Origin of the sequence: Microcoleus pseudofavosus SVA1_A4 (genome assembly GCF_036700565.1) — a bacterium.
Lineage (GTDB): Bacteria > Cyanobacteriota > Cyanobacteriia > Cyanobacteriales > Microcoleaceae > Microcoleus.
Genome location: NZ_JAUBPE010000048.1, coordinates 1 through 17,595, shown reverse-complemented (window position 1 = coordinate 17,595; position 17,595 = coordinate 1). Strand labels below are relative to the sequence as shown.

Genomic DNA, 17,595 nt, shown 5'->3' with positions numbered 1-17,595 from the left:
TGGCAGAAACCGGGTTTTTGGCCCGCACGTCCTATTTTAATTTAATACGGGAGATATGGTGGGAGCAAGAGAGCGAATAGAGCAAGATTTGGCAGGACTCGAAGAGGCTTTAGCAGCCTTGACTTTGGAGTTTCGCAGTACCTATGAGGGTTATTTAACTGCGTTGGGACAAGCGGTGCGGCAGCAATTAATTTTGGCTTGCTATCACCTTTGCACTCAAGCGGTGCCGGAGTTGTTTCTCAAGTTGTCCTTCGACGGGCGGCAAAAAATGCAGCAGTCTGTAAGGGCTTTGGCTGCGGCGTCAGAGGAAAAATTGCGATCTCTAGTGACGACTGAATCCGACGAAGACGAAGAAGAAGAGGAAGAAGAAGAAGAAGAAGAAGAAGAAGAAGAGGAAGAAGAAGAAGAAGAAGAAGAAGAAGAAGAAGAAGAGGAAGAAGAAGAAGAGGAAGAAGAGGAAGAAGAGGAAGAAGAAGAAATAAAGGAAAAAAAAGAGGAAAAAAACGAAGTTTCCGCCATTAACTATCTATTTGCATTGGCAAATTACCAATTGCCAAGTGCCAATTCCCCCGAAAGTTTGGCGCGCTGGCAAAATAGTATTGAAAAGTCGATCGCCCATAATATCAAACTGCTCTCTCGCGACACCAACCGCTTGCTGCAACAGTCGGGAATCTTGCCCAGTCAATTGCCAGAACCTGTTCTAGAAGCTGCTTCTCAAGCTGAATTGTCCGGCGACAGCGTTGCGGGGCCGCCTAATTTATTAAACATAGTCATTGAAACCGATAGCTCATCAGCACCGCGAAACTTGGCAGAAACATCGGGTACTAGGGCGCTGCACATTACAGCGATTAAACTGCGGCTGTCGGAAATAGAGTTTGCCGATGCGGGAACCTCGGCTTGGCGCCAGCAAATTCGCAACCTATCTGTCAAGTTGAACTCGCTCGGCCGCGATTACCAAAAAAAGCAGCGGGAAATGGCGGTGGTGGAGGCTGAGTCGGCTTGGCGATCGAGTTGGTTTGAAGATTAGTCAGTTGTCAGTTGTCAGTTGACGGTTGTCAGTTGACGGTTGTCAGTTGTCAGTTGTCAGTTGTCAGTGGACAGTTGTCAGTTGACGGTTGTCAGTTGTCAGTTGTCAGTTGACAGTTGTCAGTTGTCAGTTGTCTGGAATTCTTGAGCTATGATTAATAACTAATGACTAATGACTAATGACTAATTACTAATGACTAATGACTAATTACTAATGACTGATGACTAATAATCAACCCGAATGGCAGCGATTGCAAAAAGCTCTTTCAGTAGAAGCCGATCGCGGATTTAACGACCTCCAAGGCAGTCAATACCGCTTCAGCGAGTTTCTGGGCCTCAGCTTGAGACAGTTGGCAGGTGGTGTGGCCGCTCCTTCGCGCGATCGAGCCAGACAACTAGCCGCCGAATTTGACATCTACCCTCAGAAGGATCTCGAAGGGCGCCAGCATTCGATCGCCATTACGGTCAGTTTTCTGAGGCAATTGGAGCAAGTTTGGGAACAAGAAACTCGCCACCACGAAGAACAAGCAGGACAAGTCAGACCCGCAAACCCGGACGTACCAACCGCCCCAGCAGTTTCCGTTCCCCGAACTGCACCCCTGAGTACAGCACCCCCACCGCCCAGCCTGACTCTCGACCAACAGTTAACCCGCGTCACCGGCATCGGCCCCGCCAACGGCAACCGCTTGCTCAAACTGGGTTTATACACTGTATACGACTTGCTTTACTACTATCCGCGCAACCACATCGACTATGCAAAGCAAGTACAAATTCGCGAACTCGTAGCTGGGGAAACTGTCACTTTGATCGCAGAAGTAAAGCGCTGCAATTGCTTTTCTAGTCCGAAGAATAAGAAGTTAACCATATTAGAAGTAATTTTAAAAGACCGTACCGGAGAAATAAAAATTAGTCGTTTTTTTGCAGGCCCTCGCTACAGCAATCGCGGTTGGCAAGAATTCAAAAAGCGCGAGTATTGTACTGGTGCGGTACTGGCAGCTTCGGGGTTGGTGAAGCAGGGTAAATATGGAATTACTTTAGAAAATCCTGAGTTAGAAGTATTAGATGACTCCGGCGGTGCGATCGAATCAATGAAAGTCGGCCGCCTGATACCAGTTTATCCGCTGACGGAGGGGGTGGATGCCGGTTCGGTGAGGCGATCGATTTTGGCTGCAATGCCGGCGGCGAAAATGTTGCCGGAATCGCTACCGGAGGATTTGCGCGAGCGTTACGGTTTAATGGGTTTAACCGATGCCGTGACTAATATTCACTTTCCGCTCGATCGAGATTGTTTGGCCGCCGCCCGCCGCCGCTTAGTTTTTGACGAATTTTTCTACCTGCAATTAGGACTTTTAAAGCGCCGCCAAACCCAAAGAAAAGCTCAAGCTAGTGCCGTCATCCTTCCTAGCGGCAAATTGATCGAACATTTTTATGAAATCTTGCCTTTTGCCTTGACTAATGCTCAGGAAAGAGTCATCAATGACATCCTCAACGATTTAGCTTCGCCACAACCGATGAACAGATTGGTGCAAGGGGATGTCGGTGCCGGCAAAACTGTAGTCGCCGTAGTCGCAATGCTAGCAGCAATTCAATCCGGCTATCAAGCCGCTTTAATGGCGCCGACAGAAGTTTTAGCAGAACAGCATTACCGCAAATTAGTAGGTTGGTTTAATTTGATGCACTTGTCTGTCGAACTGTTAACTGGTTCGACAAAAGTAGCAAAGCGCCGGGAAATTCACAGCCAGTTAGAAACCGGAGAATTGCCCGTTTTAGTGGGAACTCACGCGCTGATTCAAGATACGGTGAATTTCCGAAAATTGGGTTTGGCAGTAATTGACGAACAGCACAGATTCGGCGTGCAGCAGCGCGCTAAATTGCAGCAAAAAGGCGAAGCTCCCCACGTTTTGACGATGACGGCAACTCCCATTCCCCGGACGCTGGCGCTGACGCTGCACGGGGATTTAGATGTGAGTCAAATTGATGAACTTCCCCCCGGCAGGCAGGCAATTCAAACCACTGTACTGTCTGCCAAAGAACGCATCCAAGCTTACGATTTGATTCGGCGGGAAGTGGCGAGCGGGCGTCAAGTTTATGTGGTGCTGCCACTGGTGGAGGAGTCGGAAAAGTTGGACGTGCGATCGGCAATTGAGGAAAAAGAGAAACTTGAAAAGAGTGTATTTCCTGAGTTTAAGGTGGGTTTGCTGCACGGTAGAATGAGCAGTGCTGACAAAGATGAGGCAATTACTAAGTTTCGGGACAAAGAAACGGATATTTTAGTATCTACTACTGTGGTTGAAGTGGGAGTAGACGTGCCGAATGCCACGGTAATGCTGATTGAAAATTCTGAGCGTTTTGGACTGTCGCAACTGCACCAGTTGCGGGGTAGAGTCGGTCGGGGCAGCAACCGTTCTTATTGTTTGTTAATGCCCGGTTCCAAGACGGCGGAAGCTATGCAGAGAATGAAGGTTTTAGAACAATCTCAAGATGGCTTTTTTATTGCGGAAATGGACATGAGATTGCGCGGGCCGGGTCAGGTTTTGGGAACTCGACAGTCGGGTTTGCCGGATTTTGCTTTGGCGAGTTTGGTGGAGGATCAGGAGGTTTTGGAGTTGGCGAGGGCGGCGGCTCAAATGGTAATTGAAAATGATGAAAGTTTGAATCTCTGGCCTGTGGTGCGGGATGAATTGGAGCGGAGATATCAGCGGATGATGAGCGGGTCGATTTTGACTTAGATATTCCTGGACGCACTCGGATCGAAGAAACCGGGTTTTTTACCGAATCTGCGGGTCACAACGCGTCTTTTCGTAAAAAAACCCGGTTTCGCTTGCCTCATGTGTAAGTTTTATTTGTTCATTTAGTACCTTAACCCAACCTATTCTGTGAGAAAATTTTTGCCTTGGTCTAGGGTATTTTTATGGATTGTAAGGATTCCCGTACTGATTAAACCAAAAATCCTTCGCAGGAATGACGGGGAAGTGTCAAAATTAAGATAGTTCTGCCAGAAACAGGGGAAAGGAAATCTAGCCTGTACTGGCGCCTAAGGCAACATTGATTCCTCGCTGGTTACGCTTGCAGGTGGTCGCCGACGGTTCGTCGCATTTAATCTCAACAGTAATTATGAAAGATCTCACTCGTTATCGAAATATCGGCATCTTCGCCCACGTAGATGCTGGCAAGACCACCACAACAGAAAGAATCCTGAAACTGACAGGCAAAATCCACAAAATAGGTGAAGTTCACGAAGGCGCGGCGACTACTGACTTCATGGAACAGGAGCAAGAGCGCGGGATTACGATTCAGTCCGCTGCTACCACCTGCTTCTGGAACGAGCATCAGCTCAACATCATCGATACTCCGGGACACGTCGATTTTACGATCGAGGTGTACCGTTCTTTGAAGGTTCTCGATGGTGGCATCGGTGTATTCTGCGGTTCGGGTGGAGTTGAACCGCAATCTGAAACCAACTGGCGCTACGCTAACGATTCTAAAGTGGCTCGCGTCATCTACATCAACAAGCTCGATCGCACCGGTGCAGATTTTTACCGCGTTGTCAAGCAAGTTGATAAAATCCTCGCAGCTAAACCGATGGTGATGGTATTGCCGATCGGCATAGAAGAAAAGTTTTGCGGCGTAGTCGATTTGCTGACCCGCAAAGCCTGGATCTGGGATGACTCCGGCGATCCGATGAACTACAAAATTAAAGATATCCCCGCCGATATGGTCGATGATGTCGAAACTTGGCGCGAACAGTTGATCGAACTGGCCGTCGAGCAAGACGACGCTCTGATGGAACAGTATCTCGAAGGCAACGAGCCGAGCATCGAAGACCTCAAACGCTGCATTCGCAAAGGTACTCGCGATCGGGCATTTTTCCCCACCTACTGCGGCTCATCGTTTAAAAACAAAGGCGTGCAGTTGGTTCTCGATGCCGTAGTTGACTACCTGCCGAACCCGATGGAAGTCACACCGCAGCCAGAAGTCGATCTCGATGGGAATGAAACCGGCGAGTTTGCGATCGTCGATCCCAACAGGCCATTGCGGGCACTCGCGTTTAAGATCATGGACGATCGCTACGGTGCTCTAACCTTCACCCGCCTGTACTCGGGTACTCTGTCCAAGGGCGACACCGTACTCAACACAGCCACAGGCAAAACCGAGCGCGTCAGCCGTTTGGTGGAGATGCACGCCAACTCTCGCGAAGAAATTGAATCGGCCCAAGCAGGGGACATTATTGCGATCGTCGGCATGAAAAACGTCCGCACCGGACACACCATCTGCGACCCCAAAAATCCCGCAACCCTAGAGCCGATGGTATTCCCCGATCCCGTTATTTCGATTTCGGTCAAACCGAAACAAAAAGGCGGCGAAGAAAAAATGGGAGCAGCCCTCACCAAGATGGTGCAAGAAGACCCATCCTTCCACATGGTGACGGATCTAGAAAGTGGCGAAATGATTCTTAAGGGGATGGGCGAGTTACACCTCGACATCAAAGTAGACATTCTCAAGCGCACCCACGGCATCGAAGTAGAAGTCGGCGAACCGCAGGTAGCCTACCGCGAGTCGATTACCAAGCGCCTCGAAGACGAATACACCCACAAAAAACAATCAGGTGGTTCCGGTCAATTTGCCAAAATCGGCTACGTGATCGAGCCTGGTGAGGTTGGAAGCGGCTTCCAGTTTGAGTCAAAAGTGACAGGTGGTAGCGTGCCGAGAGAATACTGGCCAGCCGTCGAAAAAGGCTTTGAAAGCTGCATCGACAAAGGCGTCTTGGCTGGATTCCCCTGCCTGGACTTGAAATTCACGCTTCTAGAAGGCGGTTTCCACCCCGTTGACTCGTCAGCAATGGCTTTTGAAATTGCTGCCAAAGCAGCCTATCGTCAGTCTCTGCCGAAAGCTGGGCCTCAGTTGCTCGAACCGATTATGAATGTCGATGTATTCACTCCAGATGATTACATGGGCGACGTGATCGGAGACCTCAACCGCCGCCGGGGGATGATGAAAGCTCAGGAGACAAGTCAGACAGGAGCGCGGATCAAGGCAGATGTGCCGTTGAGCGAAATGTTTGGCTACATTAGCGACTTGCGTACCATGACATCTGGGCGCGGACAATTCTCCATGTCGTTCTCCCACTATTCTCCTTGTCCAAGCAACATCGCTGAAGAAGTGATCAAGGCGGCAAAAGAGCGTCAAGCTGCGAAGTAGTAGTGCTTTTGACTCCCGGTAGGTGCTATCTGGAGTCAAACAGAACAATTCAATCCCCGACAAATTCTACGAAGTCGGGGATTTAATCTAGATAATAAGTACAGTGAGGTTCGACAAAAAAATATGATTGAGTCGATCGCAACACTTTCACTAACAGACTTCCTCGCTCAACCGGATATTGAATCCTCGCCTGCATGGGAATTTATTCTGGGACGAGCAGTTCAAAAAACTATGCCAACCCTTTTTCATTCGCGACTGCAACACAACTTGGTTAACTATATCAACGATCGGACTGATCGATTTGAAGCGATACCAGAGTTGCGTTGCTTGGTACTTTCCTGCTCGCCAGTACCAGATATAGCGATTGTAGCAGGCGATCGGCTTACCGATGAAGACGGACCACTTAACGGCGCACCGGATTGGTTAATTGAAATTCTATCGCCGGATCAAAGCACTTTAAAATTGCAGAATAAGATCCTCCACTGCCTCATTAACGGCACGCAATTAGCATGGCTAATCGATATCTCTCACCAACAAGTTTGGGTATGGCAGGGTGAGGAGCTACCTATAATCTGTTCGGGTGCAGATATTTTACCAGTTTTAGGTATTCTCCCGGAACTTACGGTTGATGCTGTGATGGCTATGATTCGCCGACAGTAGGCATTTTATTAGAAAACTGGGTTTAAAACCCCGTTGATAGTAATTAGGGTTTGCTGAATATACCGCATATTGCGTGGTCTGGGTTTGCGATCGGCTTATTCAGCAAGCCCCACATATTAGATAGTAGAACCACGAGCAGACTTCAACAACATCTTGATTTGTTCAAGACTTAATGGTGGTGAACTACGATGAATCATAGCGTGACAATTTGGGCAAACAGGACGCAAATCTTTTATAGGGTCAATTTCATACTCTTCTGCAATTTCTGAAAGGGGTTTTAGATGATGAACATGAATGAAACCTTTTCCTGGTTGTCCAAAAGTTTTGCCAAAATCGAAATCACAAATATAGCAACTTGAACCGTAATAATCAATACATTTTTGCCGAGCTTTAGGCTCTCGTTCATAGGCATTGACTGAAACTTGCCGTACTGCCCCTTCACGAAATGTTTGTACTAAATCTACTTCATCAGGAAAGAATTTAGTAGTAGTTACAGATTCCTGAACCTGAAGCGGACTTTGCCAATCCCACAAACATTTTAGGTAGTCCTCAAAACGGTCTTCCTCACCAAGAGACACATTTATTGCAGCACGAAAGATAGCAAAGAGTTCGACAAAGTTATCAATCACTGGCTGAGCTGCATCTAGGTCTTTAATAGGAAGAACTAGGGATGGACTCCGAATAAAGGTAGTTTTCCAATCTCGTTCAGGAGCCAATTGCAGTATGTTAATGAACTCATCATACTCTAACTTTTTATCTTCTTCCGGTGTAATAGTATCAGAGTAAATATAATATTCACCCTGCTTCAAAATCTTAGTAACATCTTCCACATGGTTCTTCAGGACTTGGACAATCGGATTCCTTTCTAGCACTTTTAATCCAAAAAAGTCCACACACAAGCTATCAGAAGTACACACGAACCTATGTTGGAAAAACCAATTTTTTGTTTCTCTTAGAGTTAAGCCAGCGGTTGCTATTCCCACGGGCTTGGTTTTCTTGGCTCCAGATCGATGAGCTGGTGTAGTCGTTATTCGACAATCTGGTGTAGTCGTTATTCGACACTCTGAGAGTACATCTGTGCCATAAACTTGGTGAATTTGGTCACAAGCTTGTTCAATGATTATTTTAAGCTTAGGGACAAGTAATTCTTGTAGCTTATCAGCACGCACTCGATTGTCTTTGACTGAGAAGAGATATTGTTCAGCAGACCCTATCAGTGGCAAGTCAACGATTTGTGACAATTTATATTTATTCTCCGACATGACAAGTGCAACGAAAACTAATCGATATTTTAGCTTTTTTTCGACATATCCTGAAATAGGTCATGCTTCCCCGGCTCCTAAAACTTGTGCTGTGGTGAGTTTGAGCCTTGTAGGGTGCGTCAGTTAGAATACTTACTGGACAAGGGAAACGCTTATGGACTGACGCACCCTACTATCGTCTTTTAAATGCCGAACAGCTTATGACTCAAATAAATCCCGATCGCACTACTGGAACAATTGCGATCGACGTTTGCGCTCAATCAAACGGGCAGTATCTTTGTCAGATTTCATCATCTCTGAGCGATCGCCCCGATGATAGCATGAATTTTTACGGACAAACGAAAGAACACGCGATCGCGATCGCCCTGGAAAATTTAGCCTCTCGCTACCGCCAGCAAGCCGAAGACTCTCAAAATATAGATTGGGACGCGGTGGAACTTTCAGATTCTGGAGAACCAATTGAAAAACGTTATCACGTAATTTTGCACTACGAACGAATTGCTAAGGATGAATCTAAGTTTGAGGCGATGCACAATACAATGATGGGAAATACAGTAGTTGAAAATGCCAAAATTTCAATAATTGAGATCGAGCCCGATATTGAAATCGAGGCCAGAGGGCTATCAAAATATTGAGTCCTCTGGACTTAGGTGCAGATGGGCATCTTACCCTACGCATCAGCGATCGAAACGTGAGTTTGAGGCGGCGATCGACTAGAAGCGATCGCATAATTTCAAATCCCCAAAATTTCTTTTCTATTACTCCCCCGCAAAATCTGCCCTAAACTTCTCCACAACTCGATTTAACTCAACAGAATGAGAAGCCTTAAATAAAATCCGATCGCCCTTTTCGACAAATCCCAACAACCGCTTTGCTAAATCTTCCCGCCCATCGGGCGCCGTAATATCTCCTATCTCCACAAAACGCAAACCCGCCGCGCCCGCCGCCATCGCCGCTGCTTCCTCAAAATCAGCAAAAACAAACAAAGCATCAAGCTGCAAATCTCGCGCCGCCCTTCCTACTTGTCGGTGAAAGTCGATCGCCCTGTCGCCCAATTCCTTCATCGTTCCCAACACCGCAATCCGGCGCTTTCCGGGAGTATCTGCTAACAGTCTCAGGGCCGCCAACATCGACTCCAAACCAGCATTGTAAGTCTCATCCAGAATCACAATATCCTGCGGCAAATCGTAGCGGCGCGCCCGTCCATCCGGTAACTGCACGGACAAACCTTGCTTTAAAACTTCCCAATCAATACCTAAAACTTTTCCTACCGCCAAAGCCGCCAAATAATTTACAGCATTGTGACGCCCCGGTAATGGCAGCGGCAACTCTAAACCATCTAGAACTATGGTATTATTATCTAGCAATTCCCCGCACAAATCGCCGCCTTCTAAGCCGTAGGTTAAAGTTTTTCCAGACCAAACATTCGCCGCAGTTGCAATTAATCTGTGATTGTCGTGATTGAGAATAGCTATGCTATCGGCCGGCATTTCGGCTAACAGTTCGCACTTAGCGATCGCGATCGCCTCTTCCGAACCCAATCGCCCGATATGCGCCGTTCCTACGTTAGTAATTACCGCAACAGTAGGACGCGCAATTTGTGACAGCAGTGCAATTTCGCCACTCCCGCGCATTCCCATTTCAATTACAGCATAATTGTGTGACGGTGAAAGCTCCAACAAAGTTTTTGGCACTCCAATTTCATTGTTGTAGTTATATTGAGTTTTAAGAACATTTCCACTCGTTGACAAAACCGCTGCAATTAATTCTTTAACAGTAGTTTTACCTACAGAACCAGTAACAGCAACTATAGGTATACTGAACTGGTCGCGCCACCAACGGGCGATCGACTGGTAAGCTTTTAAAGTATCGTCAACGCGCAACAGCGGAAAATTAGGCAATTCCTCTTGCCAATCTCGATCGACTACCGCAGCAATTGCCCCCAAATCCCTGGCTTTTGCCACAAATTGATGGCCGTCAAAATTGTCTCCCCGCAGGGCCAAAAACACTTCGCCCCCCTCAAGAGTGCGCGTATCTGTGGCAATACCTGTCCCTAAAGCTGTCAAAACACCCTCACCCTCAGACACAGCAGGCAAAGGTACAGTTAAAATTTCAGTAAGTTGGGCGATACTTACGCGACAGACCATAACCAGCACTCACATTTAAATAATTATTTTCACAGCTAATCCTACCTCGCCCGACCTCAAATTTAACTGATAGGGGGCTGCCGACGGGGATTGACTTTGACAATCCTAATACTAAATCGTCAGCCAACCAAGAAATCCTTACGTACACATCGACAATCTTTACCAATACTTTACAAAGTCTAGGGTGATTTTAGGCCTTGCTAATTAGCAACAATTCATGTCATGCTGGTGTTGGTAAATAGTTTAACTAAGCAAACAATATCGATCGGCTTAAGGTGCTGACAGCTTCCACCCCTAAGCCTCGGGAGGCGAGAAGCTCGGTTGACTCAATTGTTGCGCTGCATCTGCCAATTCATATCTGCCAATGGCGCTTAAAGCTCCTGTCCAAGCCTCGGAGGGTTAATCCACAGTGAACGACTACAACAGACAAAGCCAGGAAGAAGAACAGCTACTTTACAACCACTGGCTGGAGTTGGTACAAGTAGAGCAGCCGGCCGAACTCATCAGCCGCTTTCGCACTTTGTTCGTCCAGGGCACCGGATATCCCGATCGCACGATCGCCGACGCACTCGAAAAAATAGCAGCCTCAAAACACGCCGAACAAGAATTCAAGTACATCCTCAACCGCTGCTGCCACATCATGATCAACCGCTGGCAAACTTACCCCAGCAAGCAAGCAGCCATCCCTGAATTGATCGCTCTGTTTGAAGAAGCCCCCAAAATAGTATTTGGATACAGTCGATCGCGGGCGGCTCACTCCATCCCCAAATTAGTCAATCAATTTACCGAAAGCGAACAGTACCTCACCCTCAAACGCTTAGCCAAAGTCATCACTCACAGCAATGAAGACAGCAGCAACAGCAAAACCCCCGCCACCCTAGCCCTGGGAAACTTAATTCCTCGCTACCCTTACCTCTACAAACACTGCCTCCTCAGCGACGACAGCACCTACGAACAGCAGAAAATCATTAAAAAAATCCAAGTTCAAAAGCAGCAGCAATTTGAAATCGACCTCTCGCAATACGTCGCTCACCAAGTGAGAAAAGCCCAAATAGCTCGCCGGGAAACCTCGCTTTCCTTCGGGAGGAATATACAGCCTATAAAAAACCCCACGCTGTTGAGTGACCCGGAACTGTTCTTTGCCCTCAAGCAATTTGTCGGAAAAGTAGAAGGAGCCGATACCTACAGACAGCTAGCGAGCCGCTTCACGGCGAACGCCAGCACAACTGCGTCCTACGGCTCATTTAAAGACGACTTGTACGAATACCTAATTTCTTCCGTCACCGACGATCGCTACGGCAAACGTCAATTTAACGATAAATTGTATAAGCAACTACAAAATACCTTTCCCCACAACGATGCTCAGAAGTTCAACGAATTTTTAATGATCAGAACTTGCAGCCAGTTATTGAACTTTTTAGTAGTAGAGAGTCCTGCGCGGCCCAACCACTTTGTTTTCATCGACCTGATCTCCAACCTCGGGCCGACCCAAACCACAGGTTTGCTGCTGAAAATCGTGCTAATTTGCGGCAAAGTCAAGCCCTACCTAGAAAAGCGGTTGGCAATTTTGTTCGGTCACTACGAATTTTCTACCCGAGAAGGCGTGGCGTGGTTAGTCAAAGCCCTGGAAAACCTGAATCTAGCTTTGAGTACCAATTTTGGCAATATAGACGTATCTTTCCTGCGGTAGCCGGCCGGCGCCACAACTTTCTCGGGTTCCACCTTGCCAAAACCTCACACCCAGAAACCGGCTGTCTCAATACCCTCAAAGTTTCACGTTTAATTACAACGACCTAATTAACTGCTGAAACCTAATCAAAAGATACTATTCTGTGTTAAAATCCCAAGTGTATCAGATTCGGTTGCAGGCTTTGTTCATTGCTACAGAATTGTCTAAAAACTTGCCCTTCTGTATCGGCAGGGAACTCTCCGAAACTGAAATCTTTGCACTGTCTAAATTTTGGAGTTATTCCTCATGTCGATATACGTCGGTAACTTATCCTACCAAGTTACCCAAGAAGACATCACCACCGTCTTCGCCGAATACGGAACCGTTAAGCGGGTACATCTACCTACCGACAGAGAAACCAGTCGCCCCCGCGGCTTCGGTTTTGTAGAAATGTCAACAGATGCAGAAGAAGATGCAGCGATTGCTGCTCTCGACGGAGCAGAGTGGATGGGCCGCGACCTCAAAGTTAACAAAGCCAAGCCCCGCGAAGATGAAGGCGGCCGGGGCGGCGGCAACCGGGGCGGTGGCGGCCCAGGAAAATTTGCTCGCGGCGGCGGCGGCGGAGGAGGCGGAGGAGGACGTTATTAATTTCCTAGGATAAAGATTTGAGATTGGAGAGTTGAAATTGGCGCGAGAGCTCACCTAGCTCCGAACCACTTCCGGCCGTTCCGAAAAACCTATTCTCTTCAAATTTCCCGATCTACCGCATTAAATATACCAAAAAGCCAAGGGCCTACCCCTTGGCTTTTTGGTATGAGCCTATCAGCTATGAGTCAGAAACCTGCTGGACGAATCCTTTGCAGTACCGTCACGTTCTAATCGTCAGGTTCGATGCTGCTGCTCAATCCGTGATTGTTGAGCGTTTCAGCGTAAAACTCAGCGTGTTCGAGAGCGCAAACAATCACCAGTCCCATCCCGTTAGTGTGGGCTTCCATCATCACATTCACAGCCTGTGGCTGAGTCAGACTCGGTACCGTCGCCATCAAAGTCTGCACCACGTACTCCATAGGATTGAAATCATCATTGTGCAGCAGAACGCGGTAGCGCGGTGCAAGCTTGCGGACTGTGGAAGGCTTTTGAATAATTTCGACAGACACTAATCTATACCTCCTGACTTGTAAAATGTTAAAATTTGTCAATAATCTTGAGCCGGGTTGCTGGGCTGTGCAAGACTATCTCACTTTCAGTTATTTTAATTTGAAATCTCCAAATTCAGACAAGGCATTACCCTGGTCGATCGCCAACTGTGAACCCAACACCAAACGCAGAGGAGGTGTCCTGGGCCAGTACCCACTACCTTCCTAGCGTCATAATGTTAGAAAGGCGATCGGTTAAAAACAACAAACTACTACCTGTTGAGTCTCCAGAACTGACGGAACATTATATTATGAAACGCAAACCTAAATCCTACAACGACGACAGATTCAGCGGCGAATCCCGAGATGAAGACTCCGGCTCATTTGGCGGACAGTCGCGGCGCCAACCTCAGTCTGGGAAACCCTCTTTCCTGAATTCCGCCACCATAGGGATTTTAACAGCCGTCTTTATTCTGGGAATTGGGATTGGCATTGCCTTTAGCTCCACGGCTACGATTAGCCCAGAGAACGTAGCATCCCGGGAATTTATCGATCGCAGCGCCCCGAACCCCGAACTTTGCGTGCAGTTTGGAGCCAGCGCGATGGTGACAGATATGCGCGCCTACGTCACCCTCAACCCTTTCAATGTCTACATTTCACAGCCGACTATGCGCCCCGGATGCGTGCTGCGAACCAATAACTGGGCAATTCTCGAACAAAGAAAACTCATCAGCCAAGACCAAGTGCGCGATTGCAAAAATCGCATGAATACATTTGGCTTCACCGGTACCCTGGAAAGTCAACCCGACATCAATTGTATCTATCAAAACGACAGCGCCAAAAATTTGTTTATCAACCAGCCCGGTTCGGTGGCTCCATCCACAGACAATCAAAATTTCTAATTTTGATGATTGGAGCTATCGACTTAAAGCTACTGTTTGGGAAGCGGTTCACCAAAGTTGATTATCCGCCGTTCGGGTGCGGATGGACGGGGTACAGGAGCAACACGTATCCCCCGCCGTTCTTGAACCGCAACCCTGACTAAAGGCACTGTTATCGGTCGGATTTGGTCGTTTTGGGTTGCCGGCGGGGAAGAATTGCGATCGTAAGTTAGAGTGGCGATCGGGGCAGAGTTGGGAGTTGTTGCCGATCGGTCATGCGGTACTTCAGGGGCCGATCGAGCAGGGGTTTCTGCGGTTTCCGGGGCAGATATCGGTTCGATCGACGGAATCAGCACCCAGCGATTTGCTGTCCCAATCTTTTGGAATAGAGTTCGATCGGGCCCTACAGCAAACCCTGGTGCCAACTCCATCACAATTCTCGCTTTTCCCGGTTGAATTTGACTGACTCCCACGGAACGCACCATGCCTTCTGGGTAAATCTGAGTTGCATCTACTCCGATCTCAGTATTGGGCAAATCCACAGCAATTTGACGGGGATTTAGTAGAGAATACTTGGGCGTTGTTCCCTCTGGGAGGTTAATTACGAGTTCATTCGCTGCCGGATCGAATTGCCAACTTGGGACTGTGGAAGCGTTGGCTTGTTGCTGTCCTATTTGCGTCGAAACTAAGGCGGCGACTGCTAGACTCAAACTCAGTGACTCGATCGCGAACAATCCAGGTACGAGAGAATTAACAGTCAATTTTTGTAAGTCTCCCCAAAAGCTTGGGAGTAATTTTTTGTAGGGCATGGCTGCTGCGTGAAAGTTCTGATGTGAAATAGATTATTGATGGAAAAATTTTGCCTTTGGATGATGCTGAAAGTTTAGCATTATTGTGTGATTTCAGTACGATCGACCGCTCCTTTGTTGGTAAATTTAGCTTAGACAATTATTCAAATCCTTCCTCTTACTGGCTAAAATATCTAGATATTGATGTTTGAGCCACTATGTCTTGAGGTAAAGCAGTATGGTGACGGAAAAGATTACTCTTAGTGAGCATAAATTTGTTATTTTACACATCCATGAAACAACAAAACTGGTTCATCGAGTCAATGTCCACACACCTAATGATTTAGTGAAGGAAAGTACACATCATTATCCAATGGGAATCACCAGACAAGAGGCTATTAAATTGTTCTAACTCTAATCTTTCCATAACAGATTAGAACTACCCTTTAGAGCTCGATACCAGATATGTGTAATTTAGTGTAATATAGATGACCCAAGTCTGGCTCTGTATGGCTTTGGGAGAGTTAAAGATTATCAGCCAGATGATTTCTTTGCTCAAATCTAAAATTTATGCAGGATAATACTTTCCGGGCTTACCTTGCACTTTTTTACACGAATCTCGGCTGAATGCGACATTAGTTTAATATTTTTTTCAACAATGGGTTGATAAAGATAACATTATCTAGGTATAACAATGTACCAGTTATGGCTTTTGTGATTCATCAAAGCATAATGTCTGAAGTCTATAGTCCACAAAGTTTCGTCAAAATCTTCATAGGAATTAATTTCCGAATCAGCAATTAACTCAATTCTATCTCGAGTTGTACAAATCATAATTTTACCAAGATTGCCAACAAACTGTTGAAAATTGCTGGTTAACGAATAAAATTTTACAGAAGCAGGCACTTTCGGGTGAGGACACATAATTAGTAAATCATAATTACCATCAAGTGACTTCAATATCTCAACTTTTCCGTGGCTAATACAAGTTTCTATCAAAGTCCGATTAGATTTGTCAAGTGTACTGATGAACTCAGATAAGATAGTGCTTGAGTTTTGAGCTGCATTTTCTAGTATCATAATAGGCGGTTTCTCCGAAGAGTTAGGCTGATTACATATCTCGCCATTCGGCATAATTGCATTAAAAAAATTTGCTTTTTTTAAGTTTGTTTCACTCAGGTTAGCATTTTGAAGATTAGCTTCACTCAAGTTAGAACCTTTAAGATTAGCTCCACTCAGGTTGGCATTCTCAAGATTAGCTCGATTCAGGTTTGCATTCTGAAGATTAGCTCCACTCAGGTTGGCATTCTGAAGATTAGCTCCGCTCAGGCTAGCATACTGAAGAGCAGCTTTAATCAAGTTAGTTCGGGTAAGGTTTGCTTCACTTAAATTAGCTTGCACCAGATTCACTCCCGTTAAATTTGCCTTACTCAGATTTGTCCTGAACATATTCGTAAAACACAAATTAGCTCCGCTTAAATTTATCCCACTTATATTCACTCCAGCCAGTTTTAGTCCATTATTCACTCCAGTCAGTTTTAGTTCATGAAAATCTCGTTCTCCATTGGCATAACGAAGCAAAAAATTTTGTTGGTCTATTTCAACATTTTCAGAAACTTCTAATTTTACTGCGGATGAATTAATGTCTTCATTTGAGCTATTTAAGCTAACCTCTGTACTGCGGTACAAAAGATTTTGTTGGTCTATTTCAATGTTTTCAGAAACTTCTAATTTTACTGCGGATGAGTTAATGTCTTCATTTGAGCTATTTAAGCTAACCTCTGTAATTCCGGCTGAAGCTATTTTGTTTTGATTGTCAGTATGCAATGAATTCAAAATCCATTCCGTCTGTGCAGATCTTATTGGTCTTGCACGAAGACTATCTGTTCTCCATCCAGAGTGAGTCTTTCTTTCTACTGATACATGATTAACAAAAATCCTTTCTGGTGGAATATACCCTCTAGGTTCTAGAAAAGTTTGAATTTTTTGCATGAGCTTTTCTAAATGTGGCTTGATTAAATCTGAGTCTATATCATGATCCGTGCAAATCTTCCAAGAGGTATATTTATCAGAACCTAAAACTTTAAAAGACTGTACAACATCACAACCGTAAAAAATATTAATACTCTTACAAACAAAATCTTTCCACTGCTCTAAACTGCTAATTTGCTTAGGCATTGGTAAATCAGAAGATAAGTAAGCTTATTTCGTTTCAGGTAATACATCAAATTCTTTCGATTGCTGTGGCTTGTTTTCAATCTCAACAACCTGAGAGTTAGGAAGCATTTTGAGATTTTCAGCCGGAGGTAAATCGGGGTTAATTACAGAAATACTCTCTTTAGCTAACAGCTTATTCACACAGGCATTATAATGCTCTTTAAACAGTTCATAGCTATAATAAATTGTTTTCCAATAACGGTCTTTTCGCTCAAACTCAACCTGTAATGCTTGCTCCAAAGCGCGAGGGCCAAGATCGTCATTAACAAACTTTTGGGCTAAAGCGTCTAAATCGTGATTGTCTCGCTCTTCAAATAAAAAAAATGGTGGTTTTTCTCCTTCATTTTGAGCCACATGACGAGCAATATGAAATAAATTTATTAAAACGCTTTCATTCGGCCATTCACCTACTATCTCGGCGGTAATATCTTGCTCGTAAAAAGCTTGAATACACAATTCTTTGATCGATTGATACTTATTATCAAAATTAATGTCAATTTCAGCAAATTCTTGATTGGAAGCTTGAGCAATACGGGAGCATCCCAATTTGGTAAAAAGCGTTTTTTAGGAGTGCGAGCGTCTCGCTCGCGGCTAGATCGCGAGCGAGACG

At 45.9% G+C, this 17,595-nt stretch carries 14 protein-coding genes; 8 read left to right on the top strand and 6 right to left on the bottom strand.

What is annotated here, in order from left to right; genetic code table 11:
- The first annotated feature begins 55 nt into the window (after positions 1-55).
- From QUA02_RS20225 to QUA02_RS20210, 4 genes are all read left to right on the top strand, one after another.
- Positions 56-1,027: a hypothetical protein gene (locus QUA02_RS20225; protein ID WP_333030165.1), complete on the top strand. Its 972-nt coding sequence runs from the start codon at positions 56-58 to the stop codon at positions 1,025-1,027.
- A gap of 220 nt (positions 1,028-1,247) precedes the next feature.
- Positions 1,248-3,755 carry an ATP-dependent DNA helicase RecG gene (gene recG, locus QUA02_RS20220; RefSeq protein ID WP_333030164.1) on the top strand — a complete coding sequence of 836 codons (2,508 nt, stop codon included), beginning with the start codon at positions 1,248-1,250 and terminating at the stop codon, positions 3,753-3,755.
- A gap of 385 nt (positions 3,756-4,140) precedes the next feature.
- Entirely contained in the window at positions 4,141-6,225 is a 2,085-nt protein-coding gene (gene fusA / locus QUA02_RS20215) for an elongation factor G (RefSeq protein ID WP_333030163.1), read from the top strand.
- Positions 6,226-6,348: 123 nt separating this feature from the next.
- Complete coding sequence (locus tag QUA02_RS20210; protein WP_333030162.1) at positions 6,349-6,885, top strand: Uma2 family endonuclease; 537 nt, start codon at positions 6,349-6,351, stop codon at positions 6,883-6,885.
- A 116-nt stretch (positions 6,886-7,001) separates the two neighbouring features.
- Here the strand turns inward: QUA02_RS20210 and QUA02_RS20205 are convergent, their stop codons facing one another.
- Positions 7,002-8,126, bottom strand: a complete 1,125-nt coding sequence (locus QUA02_RS20205) for an HNH endonuclease (RefSeq protein ID WP_333030161.1) — start codon at positions 8,124-8,126, stop codon at positions 7,002-7,004.
- 221 nt (positions 8,127-8,347) lie between these two features.
- On the opposite strand from QUA02_RS20205, the gene QUA02_RS20200 reads away from it, so the two are divergent.
- Entirely contained in the window at positions 8,348-8,782 is a 435-nt protein-coding gene (locus QUA02_RS20200; protein ID WP_333030160.1) for a hypothetical protein, read from the top strand.
- Between the two features lie 123 nt (positions 8,783-8,905).
- On the opposite strand, the gene QUA02_RS20195 is transcribed toward QUA02_RS20200, so the two are convergent.
- Positions 8,906-10,294, bottom strand: a complete 1,389-nt coding sequence (locus QUA02_RS20195; RefSeq protein WP_333030158.1) for a UDP-N-acetylmuramoyl-tripeptide--D-alanyl-D-alanine ligase — start codon at positions 10,292-10,294, stop codon at positions 8,906-8,908.
- Between the two features lie 409 nt (positions 10,295-10,703).
- On the opposite strand from QUA02_RS20195, the gene QUA02_RS20190 reads away from it, so the two are divergent.
- A complete protein-coding gene (locus QUA02_RS20190; protein ID WP_333030157.1) occupies positions 10,704-11,984 on the top strand; it encodes a Sll1247 family protein in 1,281 nt (426 codons plus the stop codon).
- Positions 11,985-12,269: 285 nt separating this feature from the next.
- Positions 12,270-12,611, top strand: a complete 342-nt coding sequence (gene rbp, locus QUA02_RS20185) for an RNA-binding regulator (RefSeq protein ID WP_333030155.1) — start codon at positions 12,270-12,272, stop codon at positions 12,609-12,611.
- A 227-nt stretch (positions 12,612-12,838) separates the two neighbouring features.
- Here rbp and clpS read toward each other — a convergent pair whose 3' ends face one another.
- Complete coding sequence (gene clpS, locus QUA02_RS20180) at positions 12,839-13,120, bottom strand: ATP-dependent Clp protease adapter ClpS (RefSeq protein ID WP_015178019.1); 282 nt, start codon at positions 13,118-13,120, stop codon at positions 12,839-12,841.
- 290 nt (positions 13,121-13,410) lie between these two features.
- Between clpS and QUA02_RS20175 the strand changes: the two genes are divergently transcribed.
- Positions 13,411-14,001 carry a DUF3172 domain-containing protein gene (locus QUA02_RS20175; protein WP_333030154.1) on the top strand — a complete coding sequence of 197 codons (591 nt, stop codon included), beginning with the start codon at positions 13,411-13,413 and terminating at the stop codon, positions 13,999-14,001.
- Positions 14,002-14,030: 29 nt separating this feature from the next.
- Here QUA02_RS20175 and QUA02_RS20170 read toward each other — a convergent pair whose 3' ends face one another.
- The 3 genes from QUA02_RS20170 to QUA02_RS20160 all read right to left on the bottom strand — a co-directional run bounded on the left by QUA02_RS20170 (position 14,031) and on the right by QUA02_RS20160 (position 17,531).
- Positions 14,031-14,789 carry an AMIN domain-containing protein gene (locus QUA02_RS20170; RefSeq protein ID WP_333030153.1) on the bottom strand — a complete coding sequence of 253 codons (759 nt, stop codon included), beginning with the start codon at positions 14,787-14,789 and terminating at the stop codon, positions 14,031-14,033.
- A gap of 657 nt (positions 14,790-15,446) precedes the next feature.
- Positions 15,447-16,946, bottom strand: a complete 1,500-nt coding sequence (locus QUA02_RS20165; protein WP_333030152.1) for a pentapeptide repeat-containing protein — start codon at positions 16,944-16,946, stop codon at positions 15,447-15,449.
- Positions 16,947-16,970: 24 nt separating this feature from the next.
- Positions 16,971-17,531, bottom strand: coding sequence for a hypothetical protein (locus QUA02_RS20160; protein WP_333030151.1), 561 nt, complete (start codon positions 17,529-17,531; stop codon positions 16,971-16,973).
- Positions 17,532-17,595 lie beyond the last annotated feature (64 nt).

Excerpts from the sequence above, each read along its gene's own strand:
- QUA02_RS20175 (WP_333030154.1), top strand. The coding sequence starts at position 13,411 with ATGAAACGCAAACCTAAATCCTACAACGACGACAGATTCAGCGGCGAA.
- recG (WP_333030164.1), top strand. The coding sequence starts at position 1,248 with ATGACTAATAATCAACCCGAATGGCAGCGATTGCAAAAAGCTCTTTCA.
- QUA02_RS20200 (WP_333030160.1), top strand. The coding sequence starts at position 8,348 with ATGACTCAAATAAATCCCGATCGCACTACTGGAACAATTGCGATCGAC.
- QUA02_RS20225 (WP_333030165.1), top strand. The coding sequence starts at position 56 with ATGGTGGGAGCAAGAGAGCGAATAGAGCAAGATTTGGCAGGACTCGAA.
- rbp (WP_333030155.1), top strand. The coding sequence starts at position 12,270 with ATGTCGATATACGTCGGTAACTTATCCTACCAAGTTACCCAAGAAGAC.
- fusA (WP_333030163.1), top strand. The coding sequence starts at position 4,141 with ATGAAAGATCTCACTCGTTATCGAAATATCGGCATCTTCGCCCACGTA.
- QUA02_RS20195 (WP_333030158.1), bottom strand. The coding sequence starts at position 10,294 with ATGGTCTGTCGCGTAAGTATCGCCCAACTTACTGAAATTTTAACTGTA.
- QUA02_RS20210 (WP_333030162.1), top strand. The coding sequence starts at position 6,349 with ATGATTGAGTCGATCGCAACACTTTCACTAACAGACTTCCTCGCTCAA.
- QUA02_RS20170 (WP_333030153.1), bottom strand. The coding sequence starts at position 14,789 with ATGCCCTACAAAAAATTACTCCCAAGCTTTTGGGGAGACTTACAAAAA.
- QUA02_RS20165 (WP_333030152.1), bottom strand. The coding sequence starts at position 16,946 with ATGCCTAAGCAAATTAGCAGTTTAGAGCAGTGGAAAGATTTTGTTTGT.